Source organism: Streptomyces sp. NPDC034099, from assembly GCF_055575415.1.
Window position 1 is genome coordinate 49,478 of the sequence record NZ_JBVISR010000002.1, and the last position, 14,525, is coordinate 64,002.

Consider the following 14,525-nt stretch of genomic DNA (forward strand, 5'->3'; position numbering starts at 1 on the left):
AAAAGAGAGCGATTTCGGCCCGCGTGGCCGATGTGTTCAAGTACCTGGTGACGGTGTGACGTAAGTTGTACGCTTCGTGATGCTCGGTGGTCGGACGCGCCAAGTGGACGATGCACATGGGGAACTGAGCGGCACTCAGCGGCATGCCTCGGGACCGTCCGCCGTGCGCCAACCAGTTCGCTGCCCGGGCGCCACCGCCCGGCCGTTCCACGATGGGCGCGAGGCGTGAACCACCGGATACTCGGTCTGACCGTGCGGAACTTCCGCACCCTGACCGACACGAAACTGCCGCTCGGGCCACTGACCGTCATGGTCGGCCCGAACGCGGCAGGCAAGTCGAACGTCTTCCACGCTCTGGAGTTCCTGCGCAGCGTGTCCGAAGACGGCATCGAAAAGGCGCTGGAAGAGCGAGGCGGCTTCGAGACCGTGGCCTTCCGAGGCGGTTCCAGACCGGTGTCCCGGATCACGATCGGAATCGAGGGCATCTGGTCGGACTACGCGTCGAAGGAGCAGCCGGACAGCTATGAGCTGAGCGTCAACCGGCGGAGCGTGTCATCGCGCAGCCAAGTCCTCTACCGGCAGGAGCGGTTCACCCAGCACCCTCGTCGGGACACGCAAACCTCCCTCAACCTCAAGAGCACGACCGCGGAGATCAGCAGCTCCCTCGCGTCCGACGGCCTGAAGGACGCCGTCGGACTGGACCGGATGGCGTCCGCTCTCCACCAGCGACTGCCCTGGGTCGCGGACAGTCCGACCGCCCTCGCGGTGGAGGAGATCAAAGGACACCTCGCCGGCATCCGGGTCTTCGACCCGGATGTGCGGGCCGCGCGGAAACCCGCCCCGATCAGCAGCTCGGGGCGCCACCTGAAGGACGACGCCTCCAACCTCGCGGACTTCCTCAAGACGCTCCAGGCCATCAGGGACGAGCAAGGCCGCAGGCACATCTGGGAGGCACTGCTGCGGGACGTCAGGGCGGTGATCCCCCACATCCGCGAAGTCCACATCGTGGACACCCCAGGGACGTACGACCACCTCTCGATCGAGCTGGAGGAAGAAGGCCTGCGAGGACGCACCCGCCTGGAGGACGCCTCCTTCGGAACGGTGCGCGTCCTGTGTCTCCTGTCGATCTTCCACGACCCCGAGCCGCCGGTGCTCACCTGCATCGAGGAGATCGACCACGGCATCCATCCGCACGCGCTGGAACTCCTCGCGGCGCGCCTGCGGGAGGCGAGCCGCCGGGCGCAGTTCCTGGTCACCACGCACTCCCCCGTGTTCGTCAGCGAACTGACCCCGGACGAGTTCGTGGTCTGCGAGCGGGACGCGGACGGATCGTCACGCATCCCGGCACTCACACCGGACGAGGTGCGCGAGGTCATCGAAGCGTCCGAAGGCATGCCCATCGGGGAACTGTGGTTCGCGAACACGTTGGGGGGCGGGCTGTGAAAGGCAAGGGAAAGGCTGGCCCGAGGAAGAACCCCGTCATAGTCGTCGCGGGCGAAAGCAACTTCGACCGGGAGGTCCTGAGCCACCTGCTCAGGGCGTTCCGCCCGAACACCAAGATCGTCAACATCAAGGAGAAGACCTACCTCAGGGAAGCCGACAAGGAGCTGACCCCGCGCATCGACAGACTGCGCACCCTCGTCCAGGGCGCGTCCGCGCGGGCGGAGCTGGCGGGCATCGTGGTGCACGTGGACCTCGACCTGGTGAACGAGGAGAAGTACCACGAGGTCCGCGCACGCATCAAGAACGAACTTGAGAACACCTTCGAGTGTCCGTTGGCGGTGGCGCTGGCCGCCTTCGAGATGGAGGCCTGGCTCATGCAATTCCCCTCCGCTTTCACCAAGGTCAATTCCACCTGGGTCCTCAAGGCCAGGTACCAGGGCTGTGACCTCACCAAGGTCCACGACCCCAAGAAGGTCCTCAGAGAGCACTCGTGGCGACCCGCCTACGACGTGTCGGACGCCCCCCGCATCATGGAGAAGGCGCTCGGCGACGACGGAAAAGTCATCCCTCCCCGGGGGAGCAACCAGTCGTACGAGGACTTCGTCTCCGAGCTGGCCGCCTGGTAGCCAGCCCACCTGACCTGCGGCTCCGGTCGGTGATAGGCCGCCGGACCGACCGCACCGCGGATATACGGTGGTACCGATCACCAGGGCACCGGCAACGCAAGGGGGACCGTCGTGAAGCCCACCATGGCCGCCGCGCAGCTCCGCGGCAGTCTGACGCAGTACCTCACGACGACGTACGCCCTCGCCGACGAGACCACCCGAGGTGCCCTCGAACGCTTCCTCGGGCACCCGGAGACCGGCATCTTCCGCGGGCCCTACCTGCGAATCCGGACACCGTTCCATGTCGCCGACGACGGCTGGCGGCGCGACCTGGAGTGGTCGGCGGGATTCCCCGAGTTCGCTCCGTGGCGGCACCAGGCGAAGGCGTGGGCCCGGCTGTCCACGCTGCATGGACCCGCCCGGCCGACCCTGGTGACCACCGGCACCGGCTCCGGCAAGACCGAGTCCTTCCTGATCCCCGTACTGGACCACTGCCGGCGCCAGAAGGCCGAGGGCGTGCGCGGGATCAAGGCAGTACTGCTCTACCCCATGAACGCGCTCGCCACCGACCAGGCGGGACGTATCGCCGATTACCTGGCGCGTCCGGAGCTGGCGCAGGTCACGGCGGGTCTGTACATCGGCGACCGGCCCGACACCGACTTCCGCCGGGTGATGACACGGCGCGAGGAGATGCGGCTGACGCCCCCCGATGTGCTGATCACCAACTACAAGATGCTCGACCTGCTGCTCCAGCGCGGCGAGGACCGGGCTCTGTGGGAGGGCGCCGAGCCCGCGTACGTCGTACTGGACGAGTTCCACACGTACGACGGCGCACAGGGCACCGACGTGGCGATGCTGCTGCGCAGGCTCGCCGCCGCCACCGGCGCGGCCCGGCCGGGCCGGCCCCTGGGGTCGATCTGCCCGGTGGCGACCTCGGCGACCCTCGGCGAGGGAGCGCCCGGGAAGGAGGCCGGGGGCATCCTCGACGTGGCGGCCAGGGTGTTCGGCATGCCGTTCGCGGCGGACGCGGTCATCGGCGAGGAGCGGATGACCGCCGAGGAGTTCACCGGCGCCGTCGACTACGAGCTACCGGAGCCGCCGACCCCGCAGGAGGTCGTCGCGGTGTCCGGCGGACCGGACGTCGAGGCCCGGCCCGACCTGCTGGACCTGAACGCGCTCGCCACCCTGCTGCTGGGCCGGTCCGGCCTGGACGCCTTCCGCGTCGGAAGGCTGCTGAAGCGGCACGACTTCACCCTCGGCGTCCTGTCGCTGCTCGACGGCGAACCGCTGGACGAGTGGACGCTGCGGGACCGGCTGGGCCGGTTCGGCTACTCCTGGGGCCGCACCGCGCGCGAGAACCCCCGGCTGGCGCTCCAGGCGCTGTCCCGGTTCGTGGCGCTGCTGTCCGCCGCCCGCGACCCGGACTCCGACGAGCGCAGGCCCCGGCCGCTGCTGCACATCGAGGCGCACTTGTGGGTGCGGCCCGTGACACGCGTGCTGCGCGGCGTGGGACCGACCCCCGAGTTCCGCTGGTACGAGGACGACCGGACCGCGGCGCGCCGGGCCGCGCTCAACGCCGCGCCGCCCGGCGAGGACGACTCCGAGGCCTCCTCGGGGAGCATGCCGTCGTACTCGTCCAGCCGCCGCCCGGAGCCCCTCCCGGGCTCCGACACAGCGCCGCGCCCCGCGCAAGTGCACCTTCCGGCCGTGTACTGCCGCAACTGCGGGCGCTCCGGATGGGCGGCCCTGTCCCCCGAGGCCGACCCGCAGCAGCTCGTGACCGCGCAGGACCGCATCTGGCGGGCCGGCGTCGGCCGGGACAAGCGGCGGCTGCGCTACTTCATCGCCGCCACCCCCGGCGAGCGACGGCGGACACTCGACGCGCTGACCGGCGCCCGGCCCTCGGACGGCGGCGTGGACCCGCTGTCCGTCGTCGTCCTGGACGGCGGACGGGGCACCTACCGGCTGCCCACCACCGCGGACGACGGGGAGTTGGTCGACGCCTGGTTCGCGCTGGCCCTGCTCGACCGGAAGAGCGCCGACAAGGCCGCGAAGGACGACCGATGCCCGGCCTGCCAGACCGACAACAGCATCCGCTTCCTCGGTACCGCCCAGGCGGCCCTCGCCTCGGCCACGGTCACCCAGCTGTTCACCGGCGGCGACATCGCGCTCGTCCCGGAGGAACGCAAGACGCTGCTGTTCAACGACTCCACCCAGGACGCCGCGCACCGGGCGGGATACGTCGCGAACGCCTCGTACAAGTTCTCACTGCGCTCGCTGCTCGCGCACAACCTGGACGAATCAGAGGCACCGACCGCGCTCAACGACCTGATCGGCTTCGTCCTGGAGTCGGTGGACGACCCCGAGGCGCTGGCCGCCGTGGTGCCTCCCGACCTCCACGACGAGCCGGGGGTCGACCGGCTGCTGTCCGGCCGGGGCACGGGCGACGCGCGGACCTGGCGGCTGATCGGCGAGCGTCTGGCCTTCGCGACGGTCATGGAGTTCGGGCTGCGCAGCCGCATGGGCCGCACCCTGGAACTGACCCGGACCGCGGCGGCCGAGGTGATGCTGGCCGACCCCGACGGCGTCACCGACCTGGCCCGGGACGTGCACCTGGCGCTGCCCGGCCAGCTGCTGGCCGTGGGCGGGCTGCCCACCCCCGAACGCTACCTCGCCTATGTCCGGGGCCTGCTGGAACGGCTGCGGCTGCGCGGCGCGGTGCGGCACCACTGGCTCGACACCTGGATCAGGGAAGCCGGCACCAACCGCTATCTCATCTCCGGTCGCAGGCCCGACGGTATGCCCGCCTTCCCTGAGGGCGTCGCTCCGCCACGGTTCCTGCTCGACGGGCAGAAGGACGGATCCGAGTTCGACGCGGTCACCGGAAGGCTGGGCTGGTACCAGGACTGGACCCGCAGATGCCTGGACCTGGACGCCGCCGGGGCGACCGAGTACCTGCGCAGACTGCTGCCCCACCTCGCGGACGCGGGCGTCCTGTCGGCGCGGACCACCCGCGACCGGCAGACCCGGGTGTACGGGATCCAGCCAGGTCACATCCAGGTCCGTCTGCTCGACGACGCCGTCGTCAACAAGGCCTTCGTTGCCTGCGAGGACTGCGGCTGGCAGCAGGTCGTCGTCCCCGAGCGGCGCACCCGCTGGTACGGCCATCCCTGCCCCCGCTACCGGTGCAAGGGACGGCTCACCGCGCCCCAAGGCGACATGTCCTACGCCGGAGCAGAAGGCATCCGCCCCGACAGGCCCGTGCGGGAGCGGGACTACCGGCGGGACTACTACCGTCGCCTCTACCTGACGGGCGGCACGTTCCGCGTGGTGACGGCCGAGCACACCGGCATGCTCACCCGCCCCGAACGCGAGCGCGTGGAGCGCGCCTTCAAGGCGGGCACGCACTACACCGACCCCAACGTCCTGTCGTGCACCCCGACCCTGGAACTCGGCATCGACATCGGCGACCTGTCGGCCGTCCTGCTCGGCTCGCTGCCCGCCGGACCGGCCAACTACGTGCAGCGGGCCGGGCGCGCCGGACGACGCACGGGCAACGCGCTGGTGGTCGCGTTCGGCGGACGCAGGGCGCGCGACCTGTACTACCTGGACGAGCCGCGGGAGATGATCGCCGGGACCATCCTGCCGCCGGGCTGCTATCTGTCGGCCGTGGAGATCCTGCGCCGCCAGTACACAGCCCGGCTGCTGGACCTGGCGGCTCGCGGGGAACTGCGGACCTCGGACGGCGAGACCCTCGCGCCCGTGCCCCGGCTGTCGTCCGCCCTGTTCGGCGCCAGCGGATGGTGCCAGGATCTCGCGGACGCCGCCCAGACACACGGGGCGCGCCTTGTGGAGGAGTTCCTCGCGTTGTTCCCCGCCGACGGCGGCCAGGACACCGACACGGAGGGCGTCTCCGAGCACGCGGCGGACGAACTGCGCGCGTACGCGGCGGGTGGAATCGTCCGGGTGCTCCAGGAGGCCGAGGAGGACTGGACCGGCCGGCGCGAGGAGGTGCGCCGCAGAATCGCGGCGATCGACGAGGCGGCCGGGCAGCTGGCCCGCTCCGACGACTCACAGGACCGGGAGCGGCGCGAGCTGCTGGCCGAGCGTCGTGCCGCCGGGGACCTGCTGCGGGAGCTGAGTCAGTCCGCCGCGCACGCCACGCTGGTTGACCTCGGGCTGCTGCCGAACTACAGCCTGACGGACACCACCACCATGCTGGAAGCGACGCTGTACTGGTCGGAGACCCCCGACGAGGAGGACGCGCCGCAGGAGGAGGGAGCCCGGCCGCCCGGTGCCAAGGTGTACCGCAGTGAGACCCGGGACTACGAACGGTCCAGCGCGCTCGCCCTGACCGAACTCGCCCCCGGCAACAGCTTCTACGTCAACGGCTACCGGCACGTGGTGCGCGCCCTCGACATCGGCGGTCCCGACCGGCGTGCCTGGTCGGTGTGGCGGCTCTGTCCCGCCTGCGGTTACGTGCGGACCGAGAACGCCGAGCGTGACACGACGCCGTGCCCGCGCTGCCGTGGCCGGGAGATCGCCGACGCGGGTTGCGTCCAGTACGTCCTGCGCCCCCGGCGCGTGCTGTCCCGCGACAAGCGCGAGGACGCCAGGGTGCGCGACGACCGGGACGAGCGCGACCGCAGGCACTACGCGACCCTCACCACCGTCGACATCGACCCCGGCCGCCTCGTTCCCGGATCCTGGCGGCACGACGAGGCCGTGTTCGGCGTGGACTTCACCCGCCACGCCGTGATCCGGACCCTGAACCTCGGTCTCGACCGCGAGGACGGCAGCAGCACGGTACCCCTCGCCGGGGAGGACGTCCGCCTCAACCCGTTCTACGTCTGCACCTCGTGCGGCGGTGCGACCGCGGACGGCAGGCCCGTGGTGGATGTGTCCCAGCATGCGCTGACCGAGTCGGGGGCGACGAGTGTCCCGGCTTCCGCGCACCATCTGCTGTGGTGTCCGCGCCGTCGGGTCCGCGGCGCCGCGGCGGGCACGGCCGGAGTGCAGGGCGCTGGCCAGGACGTGCCCCTGCTGCTGGCCCACGAACTGACCACCGAGGCCGTCCGCATCCTGCTGCCCGCCTCGGTGGCCCGCGTCAAGGAGCGCCTCGCGTCGTTCACCGCCGCTCTGTTCGCGGGGATCGCGGCCCGCTACGGCGGCGATCCCGACCACATCGACATCGCCGAGGCCACCATGCCGGACGACGCGGGCGACCCGGATGCCGACTGGCCCCGGCGGTTCCTGGTCGTGTACGACCGGCTGCCCGGCGGCACGGGGTACCTGCACCGGCTGGCCTCCTCGGACGGCTTCCGGGAGGTGCTGCTCAGGGCTCGCGACGTCATCGAGCACTGCGCGTGCCGGGAGAAGGGCCTGGACGGCTGTCACCAGTGCCTGCTGCGCCGGGTGCCGGCCTCCGACTACGACAAGGTCAGCCGCAACGAGGTCCGGCAGATGCTGGACGAGCTGCTCGGTGCCGACGGAGAACGCTGGCGCACCTCACGGGTGACGACCACCCAGGACATCCCGCTCCAGCGGCAGGCAGAGAGCGACCTTGAGATCCTGTTCGTGGAGACGCTGCGGGACTGGGCGAAGCTGCCGGAGTCGAAGGCCACGGCGGACGCCTACACCACCTCGGCCGGCACCTACGCCCTGGACCTCAGGCTCACGGCACCGGATGGGTCCACCGTGAGCTGGCGTGTCTCCCAGCAGCGTGCGCTGGAGGACACCCGGCCCGACATACTCCTGGAGCGGCTGGACTCCCCCGGTCCCCGCGTCGCCCTGTACCTCGACGGCTACGCGTACCACGCCACCCGTGAACACGACCGGCTCGCGGACGACGCCAGGAAGCGCACCAGGCTCCGCGCCGAGGGGCTGCGGGTGTTCCAACTCACCTACCACGACGTGATCGCATGGCGGCGCCGGATCAACGACCCCGGATACACCGGAACCGACACGGACACCGCCGTCTGGACGCCCTACGGCAACGCCGGACAGCAACGCGCCCGCGACTACTACGACCGGGTGGGCCGCGGGCTGCCCGGCGAGCTGGCCGAGGCGATGTGGGTCAACCCGGCGCGGACACTCCTGGCCTACCTGCGATCGCCCGATCCCGAACGCTGGCGGCGGCGGGCCGAGGCGGTGGCAGCAGGCATGAGCGGGGCGGACGGGACCCGCGGTGCCGCCCTCAGCGGTGCCGAGGCCGCGACCGGCATCAGGGAGGCGCTGCGCGGGGGCCCGCCCGCCGGGACCACGGGGCCGGTGCGGATGCTGTACGGCTCCGATGCGTCGGGCTGCCGTCTGGTGCTGGCCGCCGACGGCAGGCGGACACCACCCGTGTGGACTGGTCTGGCCGTCCTCGACGACGGGGTCGCGGCCATGGAGGAGGGGCCGGCGCACAAGCGGCGCTGGCGCGCCTGGCTCTGGTGGAGCAATGTGCTGCAGTTCCTGGAACACGGCGGCGGTGACAGCGCGCAGCTGACGTCGGGCATGGTCGACGGCTTCCGTCCCGAGGTCCTCACCGTGACCGGCGGAGAGGGCTGGCTGACGTCCATGCGTGTCCCGGTCGACCGGGCCGAGCAGGAGCCCTCCGTCGTGGAAGTGGCCGCCGTGTCGGCCGTCCCCGCCGTACCGGCCGTCCCCGCCGTCATCGGGGACGAGAAGACGTCCGCACGCGAGCTGGAGGTGGCCGAGCAGCCCGGCGGCACCGGGCCCGCATTGGATCCCCGCTGGGACCGGGTCATCGAGTTGCTGGACCCGGAGGAGCCGGAACTCACCGCCCTCGCGCACACGCTGGCGTCGGCGGCGGCGCCGGTCCCCCGAGACGGCTACGAACTGGACGGTCAGGGCTGGCAGGCTGAACTCGCCTGGCCGGACGTCAGGATCGGCGTGGTCAGGGCCCCCCGCCCGACCGGCGACGAGCCGGACTACGAGGCCGAGGACCAGAAGCACGCCTTCGCGGCGGCCGGCTGGACGGTCCGTACGGCGGACGAGTGGGACGGCACGGAACTGATCGCCCGGCTCGGCGGCCGGGGCCGGAACGAGAACAGCACCAGCGACGGGGAGCCGAAGCGATGACCACCACCGGCGTCACACTGCGCCTGCTCGACAGGGCCGACAAGGAGATCCTGAAGCTGCCGCGCACGGTCAAGGGCGCCTTCTTCGACTTCCAGCACAAGTTCAGGACCAACCCGCACACCACCGGTCTCAAGCTCCAGCAGCTCAAGGGCGACCACCGGCTCTGGTCGGCACGCGTCAACGACGAGTACCGTGCCCTGCTGCTGCGGCTCGCCGACGACGACTGGCTGATCGTCTCCGTCAAGCACCGCAAGGACGTCTACAACCGGCTCTCGTACGGCGTCAACCAGGTCACCGGCGGCATCGAGTACGTCGATCTGGAGGTCGTGGAGGACAGCGTCCTGGGCAGGCTGCCTGGCGCGACCGCTCAGCCGCAGCCCACTCCCGAACCGCGGCCGTCGGCGCCCCTCCCGGAACTGCTGTTCACCGCCTGGTCCGACCGTCAGCTGACCGAACTCGGTGTCGCGGAACCCCTGTTGCCCGTCATCCGTACGCTCACGACGGAGGACCAACTGCTCGGGCTCGTCGAGTACGCGCCGCAGCTGACCGGCGAGGTGCTGATCGCGCTGTTCGACGGCGCGTCCTACGAGGACGTACTCGACCAGGTGACCAGGCCGGTGGCCGCCACCGAGCCGGTCGACCCGGACGACCTCGCGGCAGCCGCCGAGCGGCCGGCGACGGTCGTCACCACCACGGACGAGGACCTCCGGGGAGCGCTGGAGAGCGGTGACTTCGGCCGGTGGAAGAGCTTCCTGCACCCCACACAGGCCAAGCTCGTCGAGCGCCGCTACAGCGGTCCTGCCCGAGTCGGAGGCGGGCCCGGGACGGGCAAGACGGTCGTCGCGCTGCACCGGGTGCGCCACCTCGTCCGGCAGCTCTCCCCCGGGCACGACAAGCCCGTCCTCCTCACCACCTTCAACAAGAACCTCGCCGCGGACCTGCGCTCCCGGCTGCTGGAGCTGGGCGGCAACGAACTGCTCAGCCGGGTCGAGGTCAGCCACGTCGACCAGCTGGCGCTGCGCGTCGTCCGCGAGGCCGAACCCGGCAACGGCAAGCAGGCCATCGACGACGGACAGGCCGTACGCGAGTGGCGCGCGCTGCTCGACGAACTGGGCGAGGACACCTGGGACCCGGAGTTCCTGCACGAGGAGTGGACCCAGGTCATCCTCGGTCAGGCCGTCGGCAGCCGCACCGATTACTTCCGGGCCCGGCGGGCCGGGCGGGGCAAGAGCATCGGCCGCGCCGAACGGGCCGAGATCTGGCAGCTCGCCGAACGCTTCACCCAGCGGCTCGACCGGCTCGGACGGCAGACCTGGGACCAGATCGCGGAGCGCGCGGCACGCCTGGAGATGGGCCGCGAGCAACGCATCGAGAACATCGCGCGGCAGCGGGAGGAAGCGGGTGGCCTCGACAACATCCACCTCCAGGACGGCTCCGGGGGCTGGCTGCGCCACCGCTACCGCCACATCGTGGTGGACGAGGCCCAGGACCTGCGCCCCGCCCACTGGAAGATGCTGCGCGCCATGGCCCCCCGTACGTCGGACGACCTGTTCCTGGTGGGCGACACCCACCAGCGCATCTACAAGAACCAGGTGACGCTCGGCAGTCTGGGCGTCAACATCCGCGGCCGATCAGCGAAGCTGACCCTCAGCTACCGCACCACACGGCAGATCCTGCGCTCGGCCCTCGGAGTCCTGGGCGAGACGACCTACGACGATCTCGACGGCGGCACGGAGACCCTCGCCGGTTACCGGTCCGTGCTCAACGGCGGGCTCCCCGCCGGGCACGCCTTCCCTGACTGGGACGCGGAGCGGGAGGGCGTGGCCGCTCTGATCACAGGGTGGGACGCGGACACGGACACGGCTGTCCCGCACGAGCAGATCGCGGTGTGCGTCCCGACCAACCAGATGGCGACCGAGATGGGGTACACGCTGAAGCTGCACGGCATCGACGCGGTGGAGATCCGCTCCGACGGACCCAACGGCTCCACCGGCGTGCACATCGGCACGATGTTCCGGTTCAAGGGGCTGGAGTACCAGCGGATGATCATCGCGGGCGTGACCGACGGGCTCGTCCCGCGTGCGGACGTGAGCCGACTGCGTGACGTCGAACCCACGCGCTACCGGCACGAGATCCAGCGGGCCAGGTCTCTGCTCTTCGTGGCCGCGACCCGGGCCCGCGACAGCGTGGACGTCTTCTGGCACGGCAGGCCCAGCCCATTCCTGGACAGCTCGTGGGTGGAGACGGAGCACGGGGGCAGGTGACACCCGGCTCAGGGCGAGTCCCGCCTTGTGCCACCTGCGCTCCGACTAGCGCGACGCTGGCGCGGTTGCGTCGCTGTTGAGAGGGCGTACTTCGCAGCACCGTCGACGTGCCGTTCACGGACGGTGGCACCTACACGACCATCCCTCACTTCACTGCGGAGTATCACGCAGCAAACCAGGTTCTCGTGGAACACGTCGCCGCACCCACCCAGAGCACGGGCGGCACGCCCGGGTAGGTCGCCCTCGCCTAACTCCTCGCCCATCACCCACAGCGCGCGGGCCATTGTGGGTTCAAGCTGATCAACGAGGAGGCCGGGAAGGCGGACCGGACTGGCCCTAAGGACGCTCATCCCCAGTGTTCCTCCTGATAGCGCAGGAGGTCATCGCCATGGAGTTGCCTGGTGGCGTTGCCGACCCGGACCCAGAAGTCGGTGGCGCCGTTGCCGCCCTTGGCGGGCTTGGCGAACACCGGCCTACCTGCTGCGGCAACGCTGATCTGACAGACGACGTTGCCAGAAATTTCGGGGAAGTGTACGCGGACGGTGGTCGCTGTCGGGGTCGACAGGCTGCTGTCGAGGAGTTGGCGTACGAAGAGCTCGTACCCGTCGACGCTGGCCTGCGACTCCAGAGTGGCGAGGTCGTTCTCGATACCGAGGACAGTCCCGTCGTCAGCGACGCCGATATACAGGTTTCCGCCCTCGCCGTTCAGGAAGCCGCAGACGGCCTTGACGATGTTGTGCCGGAGGGACTTGTCGGCCTGCCGGGTGTGCACGTTCCAGCGGGCGCTTGCCTTGAACTCGGTGCCCTGGGACTCGCCGGCGGCGATCATGTCGGCCGGGGTGGTTGGGACGTACGTAGGGCGTTCTCCCGTGAGGGTTTCGAACGCTTCCCGCACGACCTTGGCGATTAGCTGGCGCCGCCGTTCCAGGAAGGTGAAATAGTCGAGCTGCTCCCAGCCGACCGGGAGCGCGTGCCACCGTACCTGCCGCTTGAGCGCCTCCGGGTCCATCGCGTCCGTGATTCTCGGCCAGTAGTCATGTGGTGCGTCGGTGTTGGACTGCTCGTCTGCTGGCCACGTCACGTAGGCCATGTTGGCGATGGCATTGACTTGGCGCCGGTCGGTGATACCCAGTCCGGCGAGTGTCTTGCGGTGGAACAGGTTGTCCCTGTCGACAGCCTTGGCTGGTTTGACTGAGGGGTCCAGCAGATCACGGATTCGTTGGTCGCCGAGGAGCATTTCGGCGTCAAGGATGTTGAGCGCCGCCTGGTAGGCGAACAGCACCGGTGAACGCGACGAGGATGTGTCCAACCGGTTCGGCAGGGAGATGTCCCAATAGTCGCCGGTGAAGTTCGCTGCGATGATCCGGTCGAGTTCCGCGGTGAAGGCTCGGCCGTCACCTGACGGCAGACTGCCAATGCGTCCCAGGTCGAACTCCATCTGTGACTCCGGTGAGTTGGAGTACCGGCCGGTGGTGTGCGCCATGAAGAACCACCGGCCGATCACGGGACGGAGTTCATCGGCCGTCAGCCCGAAATCGTGGCGTCCGATCAGCCAGATCGTGTAGCTGTACAGCAGGGTGTTGTCGGAGGTGATCATCTTGCGGCTGCGGAAACCAGCCGCCGTGACGCACTGGAAGAACTCGTGCCAGCTGGTCAGGTCCAGGACCTTCATGTGTGCTTGGGCGAGCCGGTCGAACTGCTCCTGCCGTCGAACGGCAGTGACCTTGCCGGTTTCGAGGTCCTTTCCTCGTAGGACGCTATAGACGTGCTGCAGCCGGGCGCGCCGGAAGGCGACGGCGACGGCTACACGCAGCAGTTGGTCCGGGCTGGGATCCAGAAAGGCGTTCCGAGGACTCGGACCGGGAAGTCCTACGATCACCGCGCTGCGGCTGAAGTCTTCGAGCTGGCGGCGCCCCTTCTCCCAATGCACTGACATCAGGGTGAGGATGAAGTCGGACTGGTTGAGCTTCACGCCTTCGGAGTTGATGCGCACGAAGATGTCGGCGACCTGCTCCTCGTTGGCCGAAGCGCCCAGCTCCACAACCTGGAAGCGAAACTCGTGCAGGTCCCGGACCCTGTCTATGCGTTCTTCGAGCTCATCCTTGGCAGCATCCGACAAAGGCTGTCCGCTGGCCTGTTCGAGCCGTTGAAAGAACTGCCGGACGGTGGGCTTGTAACCGCCTCGGGCCCAGAGCGCGGTGATGTCCGGTATGAAGTGAGCGTCACGCTCGATCGCCGCGTCCGCGACCTCGAACGTCTGGTCCTCCGGGTGGAACGCGATGCGAACGTTGATCTCGTCGAAGGACTTGGTGACGATCTTGCGCCCGGTGAGGACGGCGAACAGGGCAGTGAGCCGCTGCTGCCCGTCAACGACCAACAGCTGGGGTGTTCGATCGCCGGCTTCCGTTCCGATCTGCCGCGTCCCCACCTCAGCGCCGGTCTCCCAGAACATTAGGGTGCCGATCGGGTAACCCCGATACATCGAATCGAAGAGATCGCGGGTCTTCGCCGCGGACCAGACGAACGGGCGCTGAATGTCGGGGAGTCCGATGCGACCGCCTTCGATGTTATCGATCAAGTGCCGGAGCGTGTAACCAGTGTCTCGATACAAAGTAGGTGGCACAGCCGAGGGCTCCTGACGTTCGAGGGCAGCTGGTCGGCGGAAGCGGTCAGAGCGTGGGAACAGCATCAGGTTTCTACCACGCGGACACGCTGCAGCGTAGGGCCAATGGCACTCGCCACAAGGAGGAATGCACAGCGGCGGCACCCAACTAGCCTCGCCCTTTCACGAGGCGGGCTGTCCGGCTGGTGAAAGCCCGAGGCTAGAACAGCAAACACACTCAACATGCGATGTCATCGGAAACAAGTCCGTTGAGCAGCACCGGATCCGACTCGCCCCTGCCCCATGACACCAGCCCTCTACACATGGGACGCGCCGGACAATACTGCTGAGTGCGCTCGACGCTTCCCATCCCGCCGTCCGCCGCCTTCTGAGCCCCCTTGCACCCCCAAGATGTTCGAAATGACCCGTCTGCCCCTCGGCGGGTTGGACGCGCCGGACAATACGCGACGGCGAATTCGACCCGGATTCGACCCGAAGAGTTTGTTCAAGTGCTAAACATGGCCT

5 protein-coding genes are annotated in these 14,525 nt (G+C 69.5%); 4 read left to right on the forward strand and 1 reads right to left on the reverse strand.

Features of this window, described 5'->3' with window-relative positions; genetic code table 11:
- Positions 1-225: 225 nt before the first annotated feature.
- From ACZ56V_RS05320 to ACZ56V_RS05335, 4 genes are all read left to right on the forward strand, one after another.
- Entirely contained in the window at positions 226-1,443 is a 1,218-nt protein-coding gene (locus ACZ56V_RS05320; RefSeq protein ID WP_387688004.1) for an AAA family ATPase, read from the forward strand.
- On the forward strand, positions 1,440-2,069 hold the full coding sequence (locus ACZ56V_RS05325; protein WP_468939473.1) for a hypothetical protein: 630 nt from the start codon (positions 1,440-1,442) through the stop codon (positions 2,067-2,069). The genes ACZ56V_RS05320 and ACZ56V_RS05325 overlap by 4 nt, the downstream gene beginning before the upstream one ends.
- Before the next feature lie 111 nt (positions 2,070-2,180).
- The gene (locus tag ACZ56V_RS05330) at positions 2,181-9,134 is read left to right on the forward strand and encodes a DEAD/DEAH box helicase (protein WP_468939476.1); all 6,954 of its coding nucleotides are present in this window, start codon (positions 2,181-2,183) and stop codon (positions 9,132-9,134) included.
- Positions 9,131-11,398: a UvrD-helicase domain-containing protein gene (locus ACZ56V_RS05335; RefSeq protein WP_468939479.1), complete on the forward strand. Its 2,268-nt coding sequence runs from the start codon at positions 9,131-9,133 to the stop codon at positions 11,396-11,398. Before ACZ56V_RS05330 ends, ACZ56V_RS05335 begins: the two co-directional genes overlap by 4 nt.
- Positions 11,399-11,744: 346 nt before the next feature.
- Here ACZ56V_RS05335 and ACZ56V_RS05340 read toward each other — a convergent pair whose 3' ends face one another.
- Positions 11,745-13,976: a GmrSD restriction endonuclease domain-containing protein gene (locus tag ACZ56V_RS05340; RefSeq protein ID WP_468939481.1), complete on the reverse strand. Its 2,232-nt coding sequence runs from the start codon at positions 13,974-13,976 to the stop codon at positions 11,745-11,747.
- Positions 13,977-14,525: the final 549 nt, after the last annotated feature.